General features: G+C 57.1%; 17 protein-coding genes. 7 read left to right on the top strand and 10 right to left on the bottom strand.

Features of this window, described 5'->3' with window-relative positions:
- Window positions 1-100: 100 nt before the first annotated feature.
- The 5 genes from ACIQYF_RS20800 (at window position 101) to ACIQYF_RS20780 (ending at window position 6,942) form a co-directional block, all read left to right on the top strand.
- On the top strand, window positions 101-2,386 hold the full coding sequence (locus tag ACIQYF_RS20800) for an ABC transporter permease subunit (RefSeq protein WP_402865580.1): 2,286 nt from the start codon (window positions 101-103) through the stop codon (window positions 2,384-2,386).
- Between the two features lie 15 nt (window positions 2,387-2,401).
- Complete coding sequence (pstA, locus tag ACIQYF_RS20795; protein WP_402865578.1) at window positions 2,402-4,072, top strand: phosphate ABC transporter permease PstA; 1,671 nt, start codon at window positions 2,402-2,404, stop codon at window positions 4,070-4,072.
- Window positions 4,073-4,184: 112 nt separating this feature from the next.
- Window positions 4,185-5,018: a phosphate ABC transporter ATP-binding protein PstB gene (gene pstB / locus ACIQYF_RS20790; protein ID WP_402865576.1), complete on the top strand. Its 834-nt coding sequence runs from the start codon at window positions 4,185-4,187 to the stop codon at window positions 5,016-5,018.
- 110 nt (window positions 5,019-5,128) lie between these two features.
- Entirely contained in the window at window positions 5,129-5,890 is a 762-nt protein-coding gene (gene phoU, locus ACIQYF_RS20785) for a phosphate signaling complex protein PhoU (protein WP_402865574.1), read from the top strand.
- Between the two features lie 164 nt (window positions 5,891-6,054).
- The gene (locus ACIQYF_RS20780) at window positions 6,055-6,942 is read left to right on the top strand and encodes a response regulator (RefSeq protein ID WP_402865572.1); all 888 of its coding nucleotides are present in this window, start codon (window positions 6,055-6,057) and stop codon (window positions 6,940-6,942) included.
- Window positions 6,943-6,966: 24 nt separating this feature from the next.
- Here the strand turns inward: ACIQYF_RS20780 and ACIQYF_RS20775 are convergent, their stop codons facing one another.
- The 10 genes from ACIQYF_RS20775 to ACIQYF_RS20730 all read right to left on the bottom strand — a co-directional run bounded on the left by ACIQYF_RS20775 (window position 6,967) and on the right by ACIQYF_RS20730 (window position 16,881).
- Window positions 6,967-8,928, bottom strand: coding sequence for a DUF4105 domain-containing protein (locus ACIQYF_RS20775; protein ID WP_402865570.1), 1,962 nt, complete (start codon window positions 8,926-8,928; stop codon window positions 6,967-6,969).
- Window positions 8,925-9,245 (bottom strand): DUF2388 domain-containing protein, encoded by a 321-nt coding sequence (locus ACIQYF_RS20770; RefSeq protein ID WP_402865568.1) that lies wholly within the window; start codon window positions 9,243-9,245, stop codon window positions 8,925-8,927. The genes ACIQYF_RS20775 and ACIQYF_RS20770 overlap by 4 nt, the downstream gene beginning before the upstream one ends.
- Before the next feature lie 26 nt (window positions 9,246-9,271).
- Window positions 9,272-9,565, bottom strand: coding sequence for a DUF2388 domain-containing protein (locus tag ACIQYF_RS20765; protein WP_402865566.1), 294 nt, complete (start codon window positions 9,563-9,565; stop codon window positions 9,272-9,274).
- Between the two features lie 226 nt (window positions 9,566-9,791).
- Window positions 9,792-10,109: a DUF2388 domain-containing protein gene (locus tag ACIQYF_RS20760; RefSeq protein ID WP_402865564.1), complete on the bottom strand. Its 318-nt coding sequence runs from the start codon at window positions 10,107-10,109 to the stop codon at window positions 9,792-9,794.
- A 345-nt stretch (window positions 10,110-10,454) separates the two neighbouring features.
- Entirely contained in the window at window positions 10,455-10,670 is a 216-nt protein-coding gene (locus ACIQYF_RS20755) for a DUF1127 domain-containing protein (protein WP_402865562.1), read from the bottom strand.
- Between the two features lie 317 nt (window positions 10,671-10,987).
- Window positions 10,988-12,478 carry an acetyl-CoA hydrolase/transferase family protein gene (locus tag ACIQYF_RS20750; RefSeq protein ID WP_402865560.1) on the bottom strand — a complete coding sequence of 497 codons (1,491 nt, stop codon included), beginning with the start codon at window positions 12,476-12,478 and terminating at the stop codon, window positions 10,988-10,990.
- Between the two features lie 180 nt (window positions 12,479-12,658).
- Window positions 12,659-14,095 (bottom strand): NAD(P)(+) transhydrogenase (Re/Si-specific) subunit beta, encoded by a 1,437-nt coding sequence (locus ACIQYF_RS20745; RefSeq protein WP_402865558.1) that lies wholly within the window; start codon window positions 14,093-14,095, stop codon window positions 12,659-12,661.
- Window positions 14,092-14,415, bottom strand: a complete 324-nt coding sequence (locus tag ACIQYF_RS20740; RefSeq protein WP_003438157.1) for an NAD(P) transhydrogenase subunit alpha — start codon at window positions 14,413-14,415, stop codon at window positions 14,092-14,094. Before ACIQYF_RS20740 ends, ACIQYF_RS20745 begins: the two co-directional genes overlap by 4 nt.
- An 11-nt stretch (window positions 14,416-14,426) precedes the next feature.
- A complete protein-coding gene (locus ACIQYF_RS20735; RefSeq protein ID WP_402865555.1) occupies window positions 14,427-15,548 on the bottom strand; it encodes a Re/Si-specific NAD(P)(+) transhydrogenase subunit alpha in 1,122 nt (373 codons plus the stop codon).
- A 436-nt stretch (window positions 15,549-15,984) separates the two neighbouring features.
- Window positions 15,985-16,881: a LysR family transcriptional regulator gene (locus ACIQYF_RS20730; RefSeq protein ID WP_402865553.1), complete on the bottom strand. Its 897-nt coding sequence runs from the start codon at window positions 16,879-16,881 to the stop codon at window positions 15,985-15,987.
- Window positions 16,882-17,039: 158 nt separating this feature from the next.
- Here ACIQYF_RS20730 and ACIQYF_RS20725 point away from each other — a divergent pair, with 158 nt between their 5' ends.
- Together ACIQYF_RS20725 and ACIQYF_RS20720 are read left to right on the top strand one after the other, a co-directional pair.
- Window positions 17,040-18,221 carry an acyl-CoA dehydrogenase gene (locus ACIQYF_RS20725; protein WP_402865551.1) on the top strand — a complete coding sequence of 394 codons (1,182 nt, stop codon included), beginning with the start codon at window positions 17,040-17,042 and terminating at the stop codon, window positions 18,219-18,221.
- 14 nt (window positions 18,222-18,235) lie between these two features.
- A complete protein-coding gene (locus ACIQYF_RS20720) occupies window positions 18,236-19,456 on the top strand; it encodes a CaiB/BaiF CoA transferase family protein (RefSeq protein WP_402865549.1) in 1,221 nt (406 codons plus the stop codon).
- Window positions 19,457-19,624 lie beyond the last annotated feature (168 nt).

The raw sequence follows: 19,624 nt of genomic DNA, 5'->3' as shown, positions 1-19,624 counted from the left end.
CCACTAATATTTCACTTAGCTGCCAGCACTATTGCGCGGCGGCTTTTTTGCGTCACCGCTTTGTCATCTTTCTGTCATATAGGACCGCTAGGGTGTGCGCATGAATGATCTGGCCAATTCCACAATGACTACGACATCCGCTCCCAAGCGCATTGACTTCAATACGCCGCAATTGCAGCGCAAGCGCCGCATTCGCGCGCTCAAAGATCACCTGACCCGATGGTATGTCTTTATCGGCGGTCTTGCCGTGCTGGGCGCAATTACCTTGATCTTCTTCTTTCTCGGTTATGTGGTGTACCCGCTGTTTCAGGGCGCAGACCTGAATGCCAAGCCGGCGATTACGCCTGTCTGGATGCAGGACGCTGGCAAGCCGCTGATGATCTCGGTTGAGGAGCAGAATCAGGTAGGGATGCGAGTGTCCGACAAGGGCATGGTGTTGTTCTTTAGCGTGAAGGATGGCAAAGAGCTTTCACGGCTGGATTTGCCACTGCCAGCTGATACGCATGTGACGTCGCTCGGCGAAGATCAGCCCGGCAGCCCGGTGGTGATTCTGGGCCTGTCCAATGGTCAGGCGCTGGTGTTCCGTCACACCTATAAAGTCAGCTACCCGGATGGCAAAAAGACCATCTCGCCGGCCATTGAATACCCCTATGGCCAAGACCCGATCACGCTTGACCCGCAAGGGCATCCGCTGGATCACGTGAACCTCAGCGTCAACGATTCAACGCTGGTGATTGCGGGTTCGTCGGGTTCGCAGCTGAGCGTGCTGTCGTTGAGCAGCGAAGAAAACGCGATGACCGGCGAGGTCACGAAATCTGAGAACCGTATCGACTTGCCGCAGATGACCGAGAAGGTCAAGGCGCTGTATGTCGATCCGCGTCAGCAGTGGTTGTATGTGGTGAACGGTCGTGCCCAGGCTGATGTGTTCAGCTTGCGCGACAAGAGCCTGAATGGTCGTTACAAGTTGCTGGAAGATGCCAACACCGAAATCACTGCCAGCACGCAGCTGGTGGGCGGTATTTCGTTGATCTTCGGTGATTCGAGCGGCGGCCTGAGCCAGTGGTTCATGGCCCGTGATCCGGATGGTGAGCAGCGCTTCAAGCACATCCGCAGTTTCCATATGGGCACTTCGCCGATTGTTGAGATTACCGCTGAGCAACGTCGCAAGGGCTTCCTGGCCCTGGATGCCGCCGGTGAAATCGGTGTGTTCCACAGCACTGCGCACCGTACCTTGCTGGTCGAAAAAGTTGCTGAAGGCCCTGGCGTCATGGCGCTGTCGCCACGCGCTAACCGGATCATTGTGGAAGAGGGCGGCAAGCTGCTGCCTTTGACCTTGAAGAACCCGCACCCGGAAGTGTCCTGGAGCGCGCTTTGGAGCAAGGTCTGGTACGAGAACTACGACGGGCCTAAATACGTGTGGCAGTCGACCGCAGCCAACACCGACTTCGAGCCGAAGATGAGCCTTGCGCCATTGACCTTCGGTACGTTGAAGGCGGCGTTCTACGCCATGCTGCTGGCCGCACCGCTGGCCGTTGCCGCTGCAATCTACACCGCTTATTTCATGGCGCCGAGCCTGCGCCGCAAGGTCAAGCCGGTCATCGAGCTGATGGAAGCCATGCCGACGGTGATCCTGGGCTTCTTCGCGGGCCTGTTCCTGGCGCCCTATGTTGAAGGTCACTTGCCGGGTATTTTCAGCCTGCTGGTGCTGATGCCGGTTGGCATTCTGGTGGCGGGCTTTGGTTGGAGCCGCCTGCCTGAATCGATTCGCCTGCGTGTGCCAGAGGGCTGGGAAAGTCTGATCCTGATCCCGGTGATTCTGTTTGTGTGTGGCCTGTCGCTGTACATGAGCCCGCACATGGAAACGTGGTTCTTTGGTGGCGACATGCGCCTGTGGATCTCCCATGACCTGGGCATTACCTATGATCAGCGCAACGCTCTGGTGGTGGGACTGGCGATGGGTTTTGCGGTTATTCCGAACATCTACTCGATCGCTGAAGACGCCGTATTCAGCGTGCCGCGCGGCCTTACCCTGGGTTCGCTGGCGTTGGGGGCCACGCCGTGGCAAACCATGACCCGCGTGGTCATCCTGACCGCCAGCCCGGGGATCTTCTCGGCACTGATGATCGGTATGGGCCGTGCGGTCGGCGAGACCATGATTGTGTTGATGGCCACGGGTAACACCCCGGTCATGGAAATGAACCTGTTCGAAGGCTTGCGCACCTTGGCGGCGAACGTGGCAGTAGAGATGCCGGAGTCGGAAGTGGGCGGCAGTCATTACCGCGTACTGTTCCTCTCGGCGCTGGTGCTGCTGTTGTTCACCTTCATCATGAACACCCTCGCTGAGCTGATTCGTCAGCGTCTGCGCAAGAAATATTCGTCGCTTTAAGGAAGGTAGAAGTCTGTGAAACAGAACTCCCTCAAAGGCTGGTTCAAGAGCGGCGCCCCCGGCGTCTGGATCAGCGGTGGTGCAGTGTCCATCGCCGTCATCATGACCATCGGCTTGCTGTCGGTGATTGCCGTGCGCGGTCTGGGTCACTTTTGGCCCGCCGATCTGATCCACGCGCACTACGACGTGCCCGGTGATGCCAATCATCTGGTTATCGGCGAAGTGGTGCAAAAAGAAGAAGTGCCGCGTGAGCGCCTCAAAAGTGCTGGCTTGCCGGTGCCTGCACAAGGCCCGGAGTTCATGACGCGCGAGCTGATCAAGGTGGGTAACCGTGATCTGAACGGCAACGACTTTACCTGGGTGGTCGGTGAATGGTTGACCGGTGAGACCACGCCGCCTGAACTGATGGCCATTGAGCGCCGCGAGTGGGGCAATTTCTACGGTTACCTGGTCAATGTGAAAGAAAACGGCAAGGTCGTGGCAGAAGGTGCGGCGGCATGGCCTGAGCTGCAAGCCCGAGTCAAACGCGTTAATGATCTGGCATCGCAACTCAGCCAGTTGGAAAAGAAAGACATTGGCGCCATCAACGCCGGGCTTGAACGCATTCGTCTACATGGCCGCAAGCTGGAGTTGGCCGGCAATCTGGATGCGGCAGCGCAAGCCGATATGGACGCTGGCCGTGCCGAGCTGAATGCGCGTTACAAAGCCATCGAAGAGCGCTTGAGCGACTTGCACACCCAGTTCAACCGCGACAGCCTCACGGCCCGTGATGCCAACGGCAAAGAGCTGGAAATCAACATTGGCAAAGTGGTCCAGGCTTACCAGCCGAATGCCATGAGCAGTTGGCAGAAGCTGGCGATGTATTTCAGCAACATTTGGGCGTTCCTGAGCCAGGACCCACGTGAAGCTAATACTGAGGGCGGGATTTTTCCGGCGATTTTCGGCACCGTGATGATGACCTTGATCATGGCTGTGATCGTGACGCCATTCGGCGTGCTCGCGGCGGTGTACCTGCGTGAATACGCCAAGCAGAACACGTTGACCCGGGTGATTCGCATCGCGGTCAACAACCTCGCTGGCGTCCCGGCGATTGTTTACGGGGTGTTTGGTCTGGGGTTCTTTGTTTACGTACTGGGCGGCTCGGTTGACCGACTGTTCTTCGCCGAAGCCTTGCCGGCGCCGACCTTTGGCACGCCGGGCCTGTTGTGGGCCTCGCTGACCTTGGCGCTACTGGCAGTGCCGGTGGTAATCGTGGCCACCGAAGAAGGGCTGGCGCGCATCCCGCGTACGGTGCGTGAAGGCTCACTGGCGCTGGGCGCGACCAAAGCCGAGACGCTGTGGAAGATTGTGCTGCCGATGGCCAGCCCGGCCATGATGACCGGGATGATTCTGGCGGTGGCCCGTGCGGCCGGTGAAGTTGCGCCGCTGATGCTGGTGGGCGTGGTCAAGCTGGCGCCTTCGCTGCCGCTGGATGGCAACTACCCCTACTTGCACCTTGATCAGAAGATCATGCACTTGGGCTTCCACATTTATGACGTTGGCTTCCAGAGCCCGAACGTTGAAGCGGCCCGCCCGCTGGTGTATGCCACCGCGCTGCTGCTGGTGCTGGTGATCGCGACGTTGAACCTGTCAGCCGTGTGGATACGCAACCACTTGCGCGAGAAGTACAAGGCGCTGGATAGCTGATAGATAAGCCCCAGGCGGCAAGCTACATGCGGCAAGTTCAATGCCGCCGCCGCTTTTGCTAAACACTTGCAGCTTGCAGCCAGAAGCCTGCAGCTACGAACGGAGTGAGCCCATGCAGCATGATTCCTCAGCCCACGGCATCAATATGTCGGCCCTGGGTCGCAGCAAACAAAGCCTGAGCCTGGCTGACGAAACCGTCGCCATTGAAGTGCCGGGCCTGAACCTCTTCTACGGCGAAAAACAAGCGCTGTACGACGTGAGCCTGAACATTCCCAAGCAACGGGTAACGGCGTTTATCGGCCCGTCTGGCTGTGGCAAGTCCACGCTGCTACGCACGTTCAATCGCATGAACGACCTGGTGGATGGTTGCCGCGTAGAGGGTGAGATCAACCTGTACGGCCACAACATCTACCGTAAAGGCGAAGACGTGGCTGAACTGCGCCGTCGCGTGGGCATGGTGTTTCAAAAGCCTAACCCGTTCCCCAAGACCATCTACGAAAACGTGGTGTATGGCTTGCGGATTCAGGGCATCAACAAAAAGCGCATTCTTGACGAAGCGGTTGAGTGGGCACTCAGAGGCGCGGCGCTGTGGGATGAGGTCAAAGACCGTCTGCACGAATCGGCGCTGGGTTTGTCCGGTGGCCAGCAACAGCGTTTGGTGATCGCCCGGACCATCGCAGTCGAACCCGAAGTGTTGTTGCTCGATGAGCCGTGTTCGGCACTCGACCCGATCTCGACACTGAAAGTCGAAGAGCTGATCTACGAGCTCAAGTCCAAGTTCACCATCGTGATCGTGACGCATAACATGCAGCAGGCAGCCCGGGTTTCGGACTACACCGCGTTCATGTACATGGGCAAAATGGTTGAGTACGGTGATACCGACACCTTGTTCACCAACCCGGCCAAAAAGCAGACCGAAGACTACATCACTGGGCGCTACGGCTAGACGCAGCTGCAAGCCGTGGCTGTAAGCGGCAAGAGAAAGCAGATCGGCGTAACGACACCATTAACTTGTAGCTTGAAGCTTGTCGCTTGAGGCTTTTGCGGAGCAAGACCATGATTTCAAAGGATGGCCTCACCCATCACATTTCCGCTCAGTTCAACGCGGAACTCGAAGACGTGCGCAGCCACTTGCTGGCGATGGGCGGTCTGGTCGAGAAACAGGTTAACGACGCTGTCACTGCGTTGATCGAGGCTGACTCAGGGTTGGCTCAGCAAGTGCGTGAGATTGATGAGCAGATCAATCAGATGGAACGCAACATCGACGAGGAGTGCCTGCGCATTCTGGCTCGTCGCCAACCGGCGGCTTCTGACTTGCGTTTGATCATCAGCATCTCCAAGTCGGTGATCGATCTGGAGCGCATTGGTGATGAGTCGACCAAGATCGCCCGCCGAGCGATTCAGTTGTGTGAAGAGGGTGAAGCCCCACGCGGCTACGTGGAAGTGCGCCACATTGGCGATCAGGTGCGCAACATGGTGCGCGATGCGCTGGACGCGTTCGCCCGCTTCGACGCTGAGCTGGCGTTGTCCGTCGCGCAGTACGACAAAATCATCGACCGCGAATACAAGACAGCCTTGCGTGAGCTGGCCACCTACATGATGGAAGACCCGCGTTCGATCTCGCGTGTATTGAGCATCATCTGGGTGCTGCGTTCGTTGGAGCGTATCGGCGACCATGCGCGCAATATCTCGGAATTGGTGATTTATCTGGTGCGCGGCACTGACGTACGGCACATGGGCCTCAAGCGTATGCGCGAAGAGGTTGAGGGCACTGGCGCCAATAAAGTTAATGTTGAGTCGCTGCCTGACGATAAATAAGATTGCCCGAGACAAAAAACGCCCGGCTCATTGCCGGGCGTTTTGGTTTCTGGTGTTCATATTCGAGGCGCTTCGTGAACCGTCGGGTTGTCGGAGGTGCTGATCGGTCTTGGCAGTTAGCCATCATTGGGCGCATGGTTGTCAGGATTTTAAAGGAGCAGTCGATGAGCAAGGTCAGTGTGTTAGTGGTGGATGACGCGTCGTTTATTCGCGATCTGGTGAAAAATTGCCTGCGTAACTATTTTCCCGGTATCAGGATTGAAGACGCGGTCAACGGCCGCAAAGCCCAGGCCTTGCTGATCCGCGAGCCATTTGACTTGGTGCTGTGCGACTGGGAAATGCCGGAGATGTCCGGCCTTGAGTTGCTGGCGTGGTGCCGTGAGCAGGACAGCCTGAAAACGTTGCCCTTCATCATGGTCACTAGTCGGGGTGACAAAGAGAACGTGGTGCAGGCGATCCAGGCGGGCGTTTCGGACTTTGTCAGCAAGCCGTTCACCAATGAGCAACTGCTGACCAAAGTGAAAAAAGCCTTCACCAAGGCTGGTCTGTTGGAAGCGGTGATGGCCAGCGCGCCGACGCGAGTCAGCACGGCCCTGGCAAATGATTCACTGAATGCGCTGACGGGCGGCAAGGCGCAGGTTGTGGCGCCTTCGCCAGCGGCGCGTTCAGCACAGGCACCCGCTCCCGTGGCCAAACCGGCTGCCCAGACACTGGCGGGTCGTGGTCAAGGACAACTGCGTTTGCCCTCGGGCACCCAGCCTTGTGTGATTAAAGCCCTGAGCCTCAAGGAGGCGCTGCTGGTGGTGCGTCGTGGCGAAGTACTGCCACAGGTGCTGGCCAGCGCGGTATTGGACCTTGAGCAAGGCGAGCGGGGCGAGGTGGCGCGTTTGAACGGCTATCTGCATGCCATTGTGGCGTACGAGCCCAAACCTGACAGCGACTGGTTGCAACTGACCTTCCGTTTTGTGGATCAGGATGCCGAGAAAATGAATTACCTGTCGCGGTTGATCGCCCACGGCACAGCGCAAAAGCACTTTGTGCCGGGTGCATAACGTGTGCGACGTCAATCCTGTGGGCTACGGGAGTTGCAGGCCACCCGAGGCTTTATGAATCGCGCGCAGGTGTTCTGCAATCTGTTTGACGTTGGCTTCGGTGGCGGCGATTTCGGCGGCTCGGGCAGGCTCCAGCAAGCTGCGCACTTCTTTGTCCAGATCACCCGTCAGGCGCAGCAGTTGTTTCTGGCGCTGGCTGCTTTCGGATTCAAGCATTTCCCATTCTTTGGCTTGTGGCAGGCCATAGCCGCTGCTGCCAAGTAGCTCGGCCGGGCGGCTGAGGAAGCCGCTGCTGGCGAGTATTTCTTGCAGGGTTTTGTTGGCTTTATCCATGCCGCCATCTTTGATCCCGCGCGCGCCCAGGTACTTTTGTTTCACTTCGTCTTGAGCCAATAACAGCTGGCGCCGGAAGCTGGCTTGTTCGAGTAGCAACATGGCCGCGCTGGCACGCAGGTCGGCTTGTTCAAACCAAGGACGACGCGCGTCGGCATTCAGGGCCATCCAGTCTTCGACTGTTTTTTGCTGGATCGGCAGGCGGGTTTTCAAAACGTTGAACATGGCTTGATAGCGGTCGCGGTAGGAGTCAAAGCGATAGCCCATGCGCAGGGCTTCGCGGGGATCGTCCAACACGCTGGTGTCTGCCAGACCTCGGGCCTTGAGCACTTCAAGCAGGCCGTTGGGCACGATGCTGTCCAAGCCTTTGAGTTGTGCGTTGTCGCTGCCGCTGCGCAGTAGTTTCAGGGTTTCGACTGCGCAGTTGTTGGACACAAAGTAGTAGTTGCCGTCATAGCTCCAATGCATCTCGGCGGCGTGCTCAACCACTTCTTCGATTTCCGGGCGGCTCAAGTTGAGCGGCACCGAAGCAAGGCTGCGCAGTTCGGTCTTGGTGTATTCGTCGATGACTTGAGCCAGCGGCAGTACAAACAGCCGCGAAGGGTAGGCGCCCGTTAGGCCGTCCCAGCTGGAAAGCTGTACGTCGTTAACGAATGCCCGGTAGGACAGCACCAAGTGTTCTTGTAGGTCGAGTCGGCAGTCCGGGCCGCGTGGACGACCGGGAGCACAAATCACCAGGCGCAGCATGCTGTGACCCCAACGGCTGGCCCATTCCTGATTGGCCTCGGCCAGCAGGTAGTCGACGGCGTACACCCGCTCTGGGTCGACGCTGCCGAGCGGTTGTTTGCCAAAGTCGTTGCCGGCATTCAGGAAGGGGAAGGCTTTGGGGCATTCGTCCTTGGCGGCGGGGGCCCAGCCGAATCGTTCTTTGTAGTAGCGATACAGTGCGGGTCGCCGACAGGCATAGGCTGGGTCAAGGAGGAAGTACTCCATGTTGACCGCGACGAATTCTTTGGGGTTGCTGACTTCATACAGATCGGGGCTGCGCACGATCTGGTGGTTGTCTTGTTCGCGTTCACCACGGCGACCTACATATTGTTGCCAGCCGGCCAGGTCAAGCAGGCGAGGGTCATCGCTGAGGGTGTAGCGGCGCTCGGTTTGTCCGCGGCATTGGTCTGGCAGGCCAATCAGCCCCGCGCTGCTGTTTTGTCGTGTGCAGCGCTGGATGACGGCACGCTCTGCAGCTGGCCAGAAGCGAGCGCGGTCGTAGAGGTGGGTCAGTTCGTGCAGCACGGTGGCAAGCATTTCCTGGCGCACGGTGCCGTGAGGGCGGTTGGTCTTTTGGGCCGCGGCCGAGCCATCGGTCAGGCCGGCCAGCAAGCTGCGATTCAAGTCCAGCTCAGATACCAATGACGCCTGGCCGTAAGCGTTGCTGGGCATGTCATCGCTCCAGCCAACCACAATCTGACGATCCAGTTGCTCGATAAAGCGCGGTGGAAGCTTTTGCATGGCTTCGTTGAGCAGCGCCTGGCTGGCTTGCTGCTCCGCAGGTGTGAGGCCATCTGTCTTGAGCTGCAAATGGAGGGCTGCGTGCGCGCTATTGGCGATAAGCAGCAGGGCGCATGCCGCAAGCCAGCCAGTCAGTTGTTTCACAGAGCGAGGATAGCTTCAGCGAGATCGTGGTCGCTGGCGTTACGCGCTTCAGGCACCCGGTCACGCAGGGTGTTGAAGGCTGACTCCAGTTGCGCACCGCGAATAGTGCCTTCGCTGGCAACGAATGTGGCTGCGTCGTCGTGGGCTTCACGAACTACTTTAGAGTCACGAATGGACGTGGTGGTGTCGGATGTGAAGTCGATGGTGCGACCAAACGCGCGCACGATGATGTTACTGGTCTGCACGACGGTGTGTGCCTGCGCCATATCGGCGATCAGCAACAGACCGAGGGTGGCGACAATTAAAGGGTTACGCATGAAACATCTCCAGAAAACGCGGGTGCTTATTGGACGAGAATTGCTTGTGCCAGTTCAAGGTCGGAGGCACTCAATTTTGGCTGATTCTGGCGCAGGTAGCGCAAGGCAGACTCCAGCTGTGCTCCTCGTCGTTGGCCATCACTGGCAATAAAGACGGCGGCGTCATCCTGGGCGGCACATATCAGTTTGTTATCGAAAGGGGCGGACGTCACTTTACTGGTGACGTAACCACTGAGCACCACATTTTGGGTGGTCGTATCGAAGGCGAAAGCTGAGTGGGTCCAGCAGAGTGCAAGCAGAGCTAATAAAGAAAAACGCATGGGTCTCGTTCTGTGTGATCGAGGCCCAAGGCTAGCGCAATGGCCGGGGCAGAACCAGTACGGGGCCGGGATCTTCATCTTTTCGGTGACACGAGGCGTGGCGGTGGTGCGAAACCTGTGGGGTCTGGCTTGGCAGCGATGCAGACGGCACGTTTTTTCTGTTAAATCGCGTCGATACCATTGCGGTCAAGCCCGCTCCCACAAGTGATGAAGCGGGCATGAACCATCAGATCGCCAGAATGGCCTGCGCCAGTTGGGCATCGGTGGCTTGCAGTTGAGGTGCTTGCTGGCGAATGGTGTCAAATGCGCTTTCCAGTTTCACACCGCGAATAACGCCTTCGCTTGCGACGAAGCTGGCAGCGTCGTCCCGGGCTTCGCGCACAATTTTGTTGTTGCGCAGGGAGCCGGTGGCGTCCGAAGTCAGGTCGGAGGTGGCTTTGAGAGCGTTCACGATGGCATCGGTAGTGACGATGAAGCTGGATGCGCTGGCGCTAGCAGCAAGTGTCAGCAAAGCAGCGGCACCAAACAGGCGAAGAGTGGGCATGGTGTTACTCCAGAATATGAACATATAAAAATAGACGGTTATGAAGCCAACGTGGCCCTTGTAGAAGCGAGCACAACATTTCGGTTATGGGGCGAATAGTAGGCGCAGGGCTGATTGGCGCAAAGGTTGTTTTGACAATTGGCGTAGGAATAATGCTCTGGATCAGACTTTTGGTTAACTGTACTTATTGTTTTTTGATTTGTTAAAACTGTATCTATCTGCTGGCACGCCTTTGAAATCAGGCGTCTGAAACGACAAAACCCGTCGCGATTGCCCGCGACGGGTTTTGTTTTTTCAATTCTGGGTGCTGGCAGTGGACCGATGGTCAGGGCCAGCGAGCGCTCATTAGCGCCAGAACGGCTTGCTCAGTTCTTCGTAACGCTGTGCTTCGCTGATACCGGCATCAGCCAGAAGACGCGAATCCAGGCGAGCTAATTGATGGCGGCTGGAGATACGGCGCTGCCACAACATCAGGTTGGCAAGTACGCGCAGAGGCATCGAAGCCTTGGTGTTGACAGTGTTGCTTTCGCTGAACAGATCGGAACTGAGTGTACGTTCCATGACGGCATCCTTCCGCTTGTGGCGGCATTGGCTAGTGGTTTAACTGATGCCAATGATCCTCCTCTCTGTCCAGGCTCTGTAGATACAGTTCAACTGTATTGCGATGGGCCAGTTAACTGTTTATAGGTGCTGTACGGCCAAAAATGAGCACAACTGTACCTGTCAGCACTAATTTGGTGCGAGATTGGCTTTTTTAGTAGGAGGAAGGCCTGATCAGGGTAGGAAATTACCAGTACAGCAGTACAGTTTTTGTCTGTTTGGCATAAAAAAACCGCCGGGAAAACAGTGTTTTCTCCGGCGGTTGTCTAGTCCGCGTGTTACGGCAGCATTTTCCCGGTTTCTTCCAGGTTGATGTGCCAGCTCAAGGCTTCACGCAGGATGTGCGGGGTGTGGCCGCCAATGGCGCAAGCTTTAGTGAAGTAGTCGTTCAGGGCTTCACGAAAGTCTGGATGCACACAGTTGTCGATGATCACGCGAGCGCGCTCACGCGGTGCCAAGCCACGCAAGTCGGCCAGGCCCTGCTCGGTCACCAGAATGTCGACATCGTGTTCGGTGTGGTCAACGTGGCTGACCATAGGCACAACGCTGGAAATTGCTCCGCCTTTGGCGATCGACTTGGTCACGAAGATCGCCAGGTGCGCGTTACGTGCGAAGTCGCCCGAGCCGCCGATGCCGTTCATCATCCGTGTGCCGCACACGTGGGTGGAGTTTACGTTGCCGTAAATGTCGAACTCCAGCGCGGTGTTGATTCCGATGATACCGAGGCGGCGAACCACTTCAGGGTGGTTGGAGATTTCTTGCGGACGCAGCACGAGTTTGTCTTTGTAGCGCTCAAGGTTGCCGAACACGTCGGAGTTGCGACGCTCGGACAAGGTGATCGAGCTGCCCGATGCAAAGCTCATCTTGCCTGCGTCGATCAGGTCGAAGGTCGAATCCTGCAGTACTTCGGAGTACATAGTCAGGTCTTCGAACGGCGAGTCGATCAAGCCACACATCACCGCGTTGGCGATGTTGCCGATGCCGGCCTGAAGGGGGCCCAGCTTGTTGGTCATGCGGCCTTCGGCAACTTCCTGTTTGAGGAAGTTGATCAAGTGGAAAGCGATGCCATCCGTTTCATGGTCGGGTTCGGACACGGTCGACGGTGAGTCCGGTTTGTTGGTGATCACGATCGCGACGATTTTTTCAGCCGGGATCGGGATTGCAGTGCTGCCGATGCGGTCGTCGACTTTTACCAGTGGGATCGGTGTGCGAGTCGGGCGGTAGGTCGGGATATAGATGTCGTGCAGACCTTCCAGGTTCGGGTTGTGCGCCAGGTTGATCTCGACGATCACTTGTTTGGCGAAAATCGCGAAGCTGGCGGAGTTGCCGACCGAGGTGGTGGGCACGATGTGGCCTTGCTCGGTAATGGCAACGGCTTCGATGACGGCGATGTCCGGCATCGTGAGTTGCTTATTACGCAGTTGCTCAACGGTTTCGGACAAGTGCTGGTCGATGAACATGACTTGGCCGGCATTGATCGCCTTGCGCAGTGTGCTGTCGACCTGGAAAGGCATGCGTCGTGCGAGTACACCGGCTTCGGTCAATTGCTTGTCGAGGTCGTTGCCCAGGCTGGCGCCGGTCATCAGGGTGATTTTCAGTGGTTCGAGCTTGGCCCGCTCGGCCAGAGCCTGCGGGACGGCTTTGGCTTCACCGGCACGGGTAAAACCGCTCATCCCGACGGTCATGCCGTCTTTAATAAGGGCGGCGGCTTCTTCGGCGCTCATAACCTTATCGTGCAGGGAGTTCAGGCGAATACGTTCACGGTACATGGATTGTTATCTCGGGCAACGGAAGCAAGATGCGCAGTCTATTCATTTTCAAAGCGCAGCGTCCCGCTACCATGGTCGAATGCCGCAGGCCGATTTAGAGCCTTTGGTCGGGATGTTTCGGGAAATAAAAAACCCCGGTTAATTAAGCGCCGGGGTTCTCGTTGTTGCAAGGTCTGGATGTTACTCGACGGCTTTGACCATATCTTCAATCACCTTCTTCGCGTCACCAAAGACCATCATGGTTTTATCCAGATAAAACAGTTCGTTATCCAGGCCTGCGTAGCCGCTGGCCATGGAGCGTTTGTTAACGATGACGGTTTTGGCTTTATAGGCTTCTAGGATCGGCATGCCGGCAATCGGCGATTTCGGATCGTTTTTAGCGGCCGGGTTGACCACGTCGTTGGCACCGAGCACCAACACCACGTCGGCTTGGCCGAACTCGGAGTTGATGTCTTCCATTTCGAACACTTGGTCGTAAGGCACTTCTGCCTCTGCCAGCAGAACGTTCATGTGGCCAGGCATCCGACCTGCTACTGGGTGAATCGCATATTTCACAGTAACGCCGCGGTGAGTCAGCTTTTCGGTCAGCTCTTTGAGGGCGTGTTGTGCCCGCGCCACGGCCAGGCCGTAACCCGGAACGATGATCACGGTGTCAGCGTTAGTCAGCAGGAAGGTTGCATCGTCAGCCGAGCCGGATTTGACCGGACGGGCTTCTTGAGCGCCGGCCGGGCCGCCCGTATCTGCTGCGCCGCCAAAGCCGCCGAGGATCACGTTGAAGAACGAACGGTTCATCGCTTTGCACATGATGTACGACAGGATGGCGCCTGAAGAACCCACCAGCGAACCGGCGATGATCAGCATCGAGTTGTTCAGCGAGAAGCCGATGCCGGCTGCGGCCCAGCCCGAGTAGCTATTAAGCATCGACACCACGACCGGCATGTCGGCGCCGCCAATCGGGATGATGATCAGCACACCCAATACAAATGCCAGGGCCAGCATCAGCGCGAATGCGTTGAGGTTGCCGGTGAGCATAAAGGTGATGCCCAAGCCCAGTGTGGTCAGACCCAGCACCAGGTTCAGTTTGTGTTGACCGCTGAACTGTACAGGGGCGCCCTGGAACAGGCGGAACTTGTATTTGCCCGACAATTTGCCGAACGCGATAACCGAGCCAGAGAAGGTGATCGCACCAATTGCTGCGCCCAGGAACAGCTCCAGACGGTTGCCCGCCGGGATAGCGTCGCCCAAGTGCTTGACGATGCCCAGCGATTGCGGCTCTACCACGGCGGCGATGGCGATAAACACTGCTGCGAGGCCGATCATGCTGTGCATGAAGGCGACCAGTTCAGGCATTTTGGTCATTTCAACGCGCTTGGCCATGATCGAGCCAGCAGTGCCGCCGACTAACAGGCCGACAATCACATAGCCGATGCCTGCGGTCGCAATCTCGGCGCCCAGCTTATAGACCAGCCCGATGGTGGTCAGAACGGCCAGGCCCATGCCGAGCATGCCGAACAGATTGCCGCGGCGTGAGGTGGTGGGGTGCGACAGGCCCTTAAGGGCCTGGATGAAGCAGATTGACGCAACCAGATAGAGAACAGTGACCAGGTTCATGCTCATGGCTTGCGCACCTCTTCTTTAGCTTTAGGTGCTTTCTTCTTGAACATTTCCAGCATGCGCCGGGTGACCAAAAAACCACCGAATACGTTTACGGCTGCCAGTGCAACCGCCAGGGTGCCCATGGTTTTACCCAATGGTGTGACAGTCAATGCGGCGGCGAGCATGGCGCCGACGATGACAATCGCAGAAATGGCGTTGGTGACGGCCATCAACGGGGTGTGCAGTGCAGGGGTTACGTTCCAGACCACGTGGTAACCGACATAGATAGCCAGTACGAAAATGATCAGGTTGTAGATACCGGGGGAGATGAGCTCTTCCATTATTTTTATCCTCAGCCGTTTTTGCGCACGACTTGACCGTCGCGGCACATCAGGCACGCGGCGACGATGTCGTCTTCAAGGTTGATCTGGAACTGTCCTTCGGGGGTGAAGACCAGCTTGAGGAAGTCCAGCAGGTTGCGGGCGTACAGCGCTGATGCGTCAGCGGCAACTTCTCCGGCCAGGTTAGTCGGGCCGACAATGATTACGCCGTTTTCGACGACCACCTGATCAGCCACGGTCAGCGGGCAGTTGCCGCCTTGAGCTGCGGCGAGGTCGATGACCACTGAGCCTGGCTTCATTTGCGCAACGGTTTCGGCGCTCAACAGCACAGGCGCCTTGCGGCCGGGGATCAGCGCGGTGGTGATGACGATATCGGCCTGTTTAGCGCGTTCGTGCACGGCCAGCGCCTGGCGTTGCATCCAACTGGCGGGCATTGGGCGCGCATAACCGCCAACACCGACGGCGCATTCGCGTTCTTCGTCAGTCTCGTAAGGGACATCGACAAACTTAGCGCCCAGCGATTCGATCTGCTCTTTTACCGCAGGCCGCACATCAGAAGCTTCGATGACAGCACCCAGTCGTTTGGCCGTCGCAATGGCCTGCAACCCGGCAACACCTGCGCCGAGAATTAGCACGCGGGCGGCTTTTACTGTGCCTGCGGCGGTCATCAGCATTGGCATGAAGCGCGGATAGTGATGCGCGGCCAGCAATACGGCTTTGTAACCGGCAATGTTGGCTTGGGATGAAAGCACATCAAGACTTTGCGCACGGGAGGTGCGGGGAGCGGCTTCAAGGGAGAAGGCGGTGATCCCACGCTCGGCCAGTTTGGCAATGGTTTCATTGCTGAACGGGTTGAGCATGCCAATCAGCACGGCTGCTCTATTGATCAGGGCCAATTCGCTGTCGCTTGGGGCAACTACTTTGAGGATCAGCTCAGCGCCAAAGGCGTCTGTAGCGCTACCAATAGTTGCGCCTGCGGCTTCATAAGCGCTGTCAGTTACGCTGGCGTTAATGCCTGCGCCAGTTTGAACAGTCACCTTATGGCCTTGGCCGATCAGCTTCTTGATGGTTTCCGGGGTTGCAGCAACCCGCGTTTCACCCGTTTGGGTTTCGAGAGGAACACCAATGTGCACGTCATATCTCCTGCGTGATCTTTTATAAGAAAGCCAGCGCACTACGGGTGGTGCGGCTGGGGCGGCCGATCAGCACGATCCCACCAAATATGAGGTGGGGCGCGGCATTCTGCTGGCGATTTTTGGGGCTTTCAAGAACTTATGAAGGGTGACGGAATTTAAACTACAAGTCATGCAGTGACCGAATGTCGCAATTGTCGGCTGTAAGCCTTGTTGTACGGGGGCTGTAGAGATTTGAGGTTGTTTTTGATTTTTTTTCACATTTCTTTTGGTTATCGCTGCATAACTTTCAGAAATACCCTGTAAGCCGCGTGGTTACTGGCCTTCAGGGTTGTCCAGTTAGACTTAAGTCATGCGTGTTAAAAGGCGACATTTATGTATATCTGTAGGTGTTTTTAAGGTGTCACTACATAACTTGTTTGGACGATGCGAGCTTTCAAATCAGGCTGTAGGCCTCGGCCTGCTTGATAAGCCAGTCGCGAAAGGCCTGCAGCGAAGCAGACTCGATCTTGCGTTCGGGAATCATCAGGTAGTAAGCCTTGGTGCTTGGCAATGTGTGCTGATTGGCAATCACCAGGCGTTTTTCGGCCAGTTCGCGCTGAATGAGGAAAGGAGGGATCAGTGCGACGCCCATGTCGTGTATGGCCGCTTGGGCCAGCATCGAAAACAGTTCGTAGCGGGGGCCGGTCATGTCGCGCGGTACGCTGATGTCTTGCGCGTTAAACCATTGGCGCCAGGCGTAGGGGCGGGTGGTTTGTTGCAGCAGGGGCAATTGGGCAATGGTCTGGGCACTGAGGCTTTGATGTGAGCCGAGTAGTGCAGGGCTGCACACAGGGAGTGGGTTTTCCCCCATCAAGCGGTGAGACGATGTACCCGACCAGTCGGCATCGCCGAAGTAGATGGCGGCATCGAAGTCGGTGTCGGCAAACAGGAAGGGGCGCGTGCGGTTTGTGAGATTGACGGTGACGTCGGGGTGCTGTTGCTGGAAGTCTTTGAGGCGAGGCAGTAGCCATTGCGTGCCGAAGGTTGGGACGACGGCCAGTTCTATGGTGTTGGCGCCTTGTTGGCCCATTACGGACAGCGTATCCCGCTCTACCGCATCGAGTTGGGTCGCAACGCGTCTGCTGTAGGAAAGGCCTGCTTCGGTCAGTTTTACGCCACGTTTGGAGCGTTTGAAGAGTTCTACACTCAGGAATTCTTCGAGGCTGGCTATCTGTCGGCAAATGGCGCCTTGAGTGAGGGAAAGCTCGTGTGCGGCTTTGGTAAAGCTTTCATGGCGTGCGGCCGCTTCAAAGCTGATCAGGGCTGTAGTGCTGGGGATCTTGCGGCGCATGTACGGCTTCCTCACTAATGGTGGGCAGAAATGGCGTTTAAGCTCGTCACGGAGTGAGAAATTATCACAACGCCGTGCTGAATCCTCGTTTGTGCTTCCTATATAGAGGGGCCTAGGATCGGCCAACGACATTTGATCTATTTCGCGAGGGTTCTTTCATGGCGGGTAAAGCAAGCTTCAACTGGATTGATCCACTGTTGCTGGATCAGCAGCTCACTGAAGAAGAGCGCATGGTGCGTGACAGCGCTGAGCAATTTGCTCAAGACAAGCTGGCGCCGCGTGTGCTTGAAGCTTTCCGTAATGAGAAGACCGATCCGGCGATCTTTCGCGAGATGGGTGAGACGGGCTTGCTGGGGGCGATGATTCCTGAGCAGTACGGTGGCAGTGGTCTGAACTATGTCAGTTACGGCCTGATTGCTCGTGAGGTTGAGCGCGTTGACTCGGGTTATCGCTCGATGATGAGTGTGCAATCCTCCTTGGTGATGGTGCCGATCAATGAGTTCGGTACTGAAGCGCAGAAGCAGAAGTATTTGCCGAAGCTGGCGTCGGGCGAGTGGATTGGCTGCTTTGGTCTGACTGAGCCTAACCATGGCTCTGATCCTGGCGCGATGATTACTCGTGCGCGCTCGGTGGATGGCGGCTACAGCCTGACGGGCAGCAAAATGTGGATCACTAACAGTCCTATTGCCGATGTGTTTGTGGTGTGGGCGAAAGATGACGAAGGCGACATTCGTGGCTTTGTTCTGGAAAAGGGCTGGAAGGGGCTGAGTGCACCGGCGATTCATGGCAAAGTCGGTCTGCGCGCGTCCATCACTGGCGAAATCGTCATGGATAACGTGTTTGTGCCGCAAGAGAACATCTTTCCGGATGTGCGCGGGTTGAAAGGTCCTTTTACCTGTCTGAACTCGGCGCGTTACGGAATCTCGTGGGGCGCTTTGGGGGCTGCCGAGTTTTGCTGGCACACAGCGCGCCAATACACGCTGGACCGCCATCAGTTCGGCCGTCCGTTAGCGGCGACGCAGTTAATCCAGAAAAAGCTGGCTGACATGCAGACCGAGATTACGCTGGCCCTGCAGGGTTGCCTGCGACTGGGGCGTATGAAGGATGAAGGCACTGCGGCGGTTGAGATTACGTCGATCATGAAGCGCAACTCGTGCGGCAAGTCGCTGGATATCGCCCGTATGGCGCGTGACATGCTGGGCGGCAATGGCATCTCGGATGAGTTCGGGGTGGCGCGTCACCTGGTGAACCTGGAAGTGGTGAATACCTATGAAGGGACGCATGACGTGCATGCCTTGATTCTTGGGCGTGCGCAGACGGGTCTGCAGGCGTTCTATTAATAGGAGCTTGGCTCATGGGTGCTTTATCGCATTTGCGGGTGTTGGATTTGTCGCGAGTATTGGCCGGGCCTTGGGCGGGGCAGATTCTGGCGGATCTGGGCGCCGAGGTGATCAAGGTGGAACGTCCGGGCAATGGTGACGACACCCGTGCCTGGGGGCCACCCTTCCTCAAGGATGCTTATGGTGAGAGCACGGGCGAGGCGGCTTATTACCTGTCGGCCAATCGCAATAAGCAATCGGTGACGATCGACTTCACCAAGCCTGAAGGTCAGCGCTTGGTGCGAGAGTTGGCGGCGAAGTCCGATATTTTGATCGAGAACTTCAAGGTGGGCGGCTTGGAGGCGTATGGGTTGGACTATGCGTCGCTTAAGGAGGTCAATTCGCAGCTGATTTATTGCTCGATTACCGGGTTTGGTCAGACGGGGCCTTATGCCAAACGCGCGGGTTACGACTTCATGATTCAGGGGCTGGGTGGGCTGATGAGTCTGACCGGTCGGCCTGAGGGTGAGGAAGGGGCTGGGCCGGTGAAGGTCGGTGTTGCGCTGACGGATATTCTGACGGGGCTGTATGCTACGGTCGCGATTTTGGCGGCGCTTGCTCATCGGCAGCATGATGGGGGAGGGCAGCATATCGATATGGCGCTGCTGGATGTGCAGGTCGCGTGCCTGGCGAACCAGGCGATGAATTATCTGACGACAGGTGTTTCTCCTAAGCGCCTTGGTAATGCTCACCCGAATATTGTGCCGTATCAGGATTTTCCGACTGCTGATGGTGACTTCATTCTGACGGTGGGTAACGACAGTCAATTCCGCAAGTTTGCTGAAGTGGCGGGTCGGCCGGAGTGGGTGGATGATCCTCGTTTTGCGAGTAACAAGCAACGGGTGGCCAATCGGGCTGTGCTGGTGCCGCTCATCCGGCAGGCAACTGTCTTCAAGACAACGGCGGAGTGGGTCGCACAGTTGGAGGCTGTAGGGGTACCTTGCGGGCCGATCAATGACTTGGCGCAAGTGTTTGCGGATCCTCAGGTACAGGCTCGCGGGCTGGCATTTGATTTGCCGCATGTGCTGGCAGGTCTGGTGCCGCAAGTTAGAAGCCCTATCAGGCTCTCTGAAACACCTGTGGAATATCGCAATGCTCCGCCTTTATTGGGTGAGCATACCCAAGAGGTTTTAGCGCGGGTGCTTGGGTTGCGACCCTGTGTGTTGGAGGCTTTGCGACAGTCGGGTGTGCTGTAGCTATATAGAGGGGGCGTTAGCCCCCTCTATATAGGTATATTTTCGTCGATTTGAAGTTAATTGATAGAGTCGCTCAATTAGCCCTTGACTCAAATTTTCAACGGCCTATAATTCGCCCCACTTCCGGCGCAGTCGAAACGGAAAACTCCTTGTGTATCAATGAGTTGG

The organism is Pseudomonas sp. NPDC096917, assembly GCF_044762555.1.
Taxonomy (GTDB): domain Bacteria; phylum Pseudomonadota; class Gammaproteobacteria; order Pseudomonadales; family Pseudomonadaceae; genus Aquipseudomonas.
The sequence above is the reverse complement of the archived record's forward strand: the minus strand, read 5'-3'. Positions and strand labels throughout refer to the sequence as shown.

Bases quoted from the DNA above. Each gene is read 5' to 3' on its own strand.
- ACIQYF_RS20745 (WP_402865558.1), bottom strand. From the start codon at position 14,095: ATGAGCATGAACCTGGTCACTGTTCTCTATCTGGTTGCGTCAATCTGC.
- ACIQYF_RS20720 (WP_402865549.1), top strand. From the start codon at position 18,236: ATGGGTGCTTTATCGCATTTGCGGGTGTTGGATTTGTCGCGAGTATTG.
- ACIQYF_RS20765 (WP_402865566.1), bottom strand. From the start codon at position 9,565: ATGCGTTTTTCTTTATTAGCTCTGCTTGCACTCTGCTGGACCCACTCA.
- ACIQYF_RS20800 (WP_402865580.1), top strand. From the start codon at position 101: ATGAATGATCTGGCCAATTCCACAATGACTACGACATCCGCTCCCAAG.
- ACIQYF_RS20740 (WP_003438157.1), bottom strand. From the start codon at position 14,415: ATGGAAGAGCTCATCTCCCCCGGTATCTACAACCTGATCATTTTCGTA.
- ACIQYF_RS20730 (WP_402865553.1), bottom strand. From the start codon at position 16,881: ATGCGCCGCAAGATCCCCAGCACTACAGCCCTGATCAGCTTTGAAGCG.
- ACIQYF_RS20725 (WP_402865551.1), top strand. From the start codon at position 17,040: ATGGCGGGTAAAGCAAGCTTCAACTGGATTGATCCACTGTTGCTGGAT.
- ACIQYF_RS20755 (WP_402865562.1), bottom strand. From the start codon at position 10,670: ATGGAACGTACACTCAGTTCCGATCTGTTCAGCGAAAGCAACACTGTC.
- pstB (WP_402865576.1), top strand. From the start codon at position 4,185: ATGCAGCATGATTCCTCAGCCCACGGCATCAATATGTCGGCCCTGGGT.
- ACIQYF_RS20760 (WP_402865564.1), bottom strand. From the start codon at position 10,109: ATGCCCACTCTTCGCCTGTTTGGTGCCGCTGCTTTGCTGACACTTGCT.
- phoU (WP_402865574.1), top strand. From the start codon at position 5,129: ATGATTTCAAAGGATGGCCTCACCCATCACATTTCCGCTCAGTTCAAC.
- ACIQYF_RS20750 (WP_402865560.1), bottom strand. From the start codon at position 12,478: ATGTACCGTGAACGTATTCGCCTGAACTCCCTGCACGATAAGGTTATG.
- ACIQYF_RS20770 (WP_402865568.1), bottom strand. From the start codon at position 9,245: ATGCGTAACCCTTTAATTGTCGCCACCCTCGGTCTGTTGCTGATCGCC.
- ACIQYF_RS20780 (WP_402865572.1), top strand. From the start codon at position 6,055: ATGAGCAAGGTCAGTGTGTTAGTGGTGGATGACGCGTCGTTTATTCGC.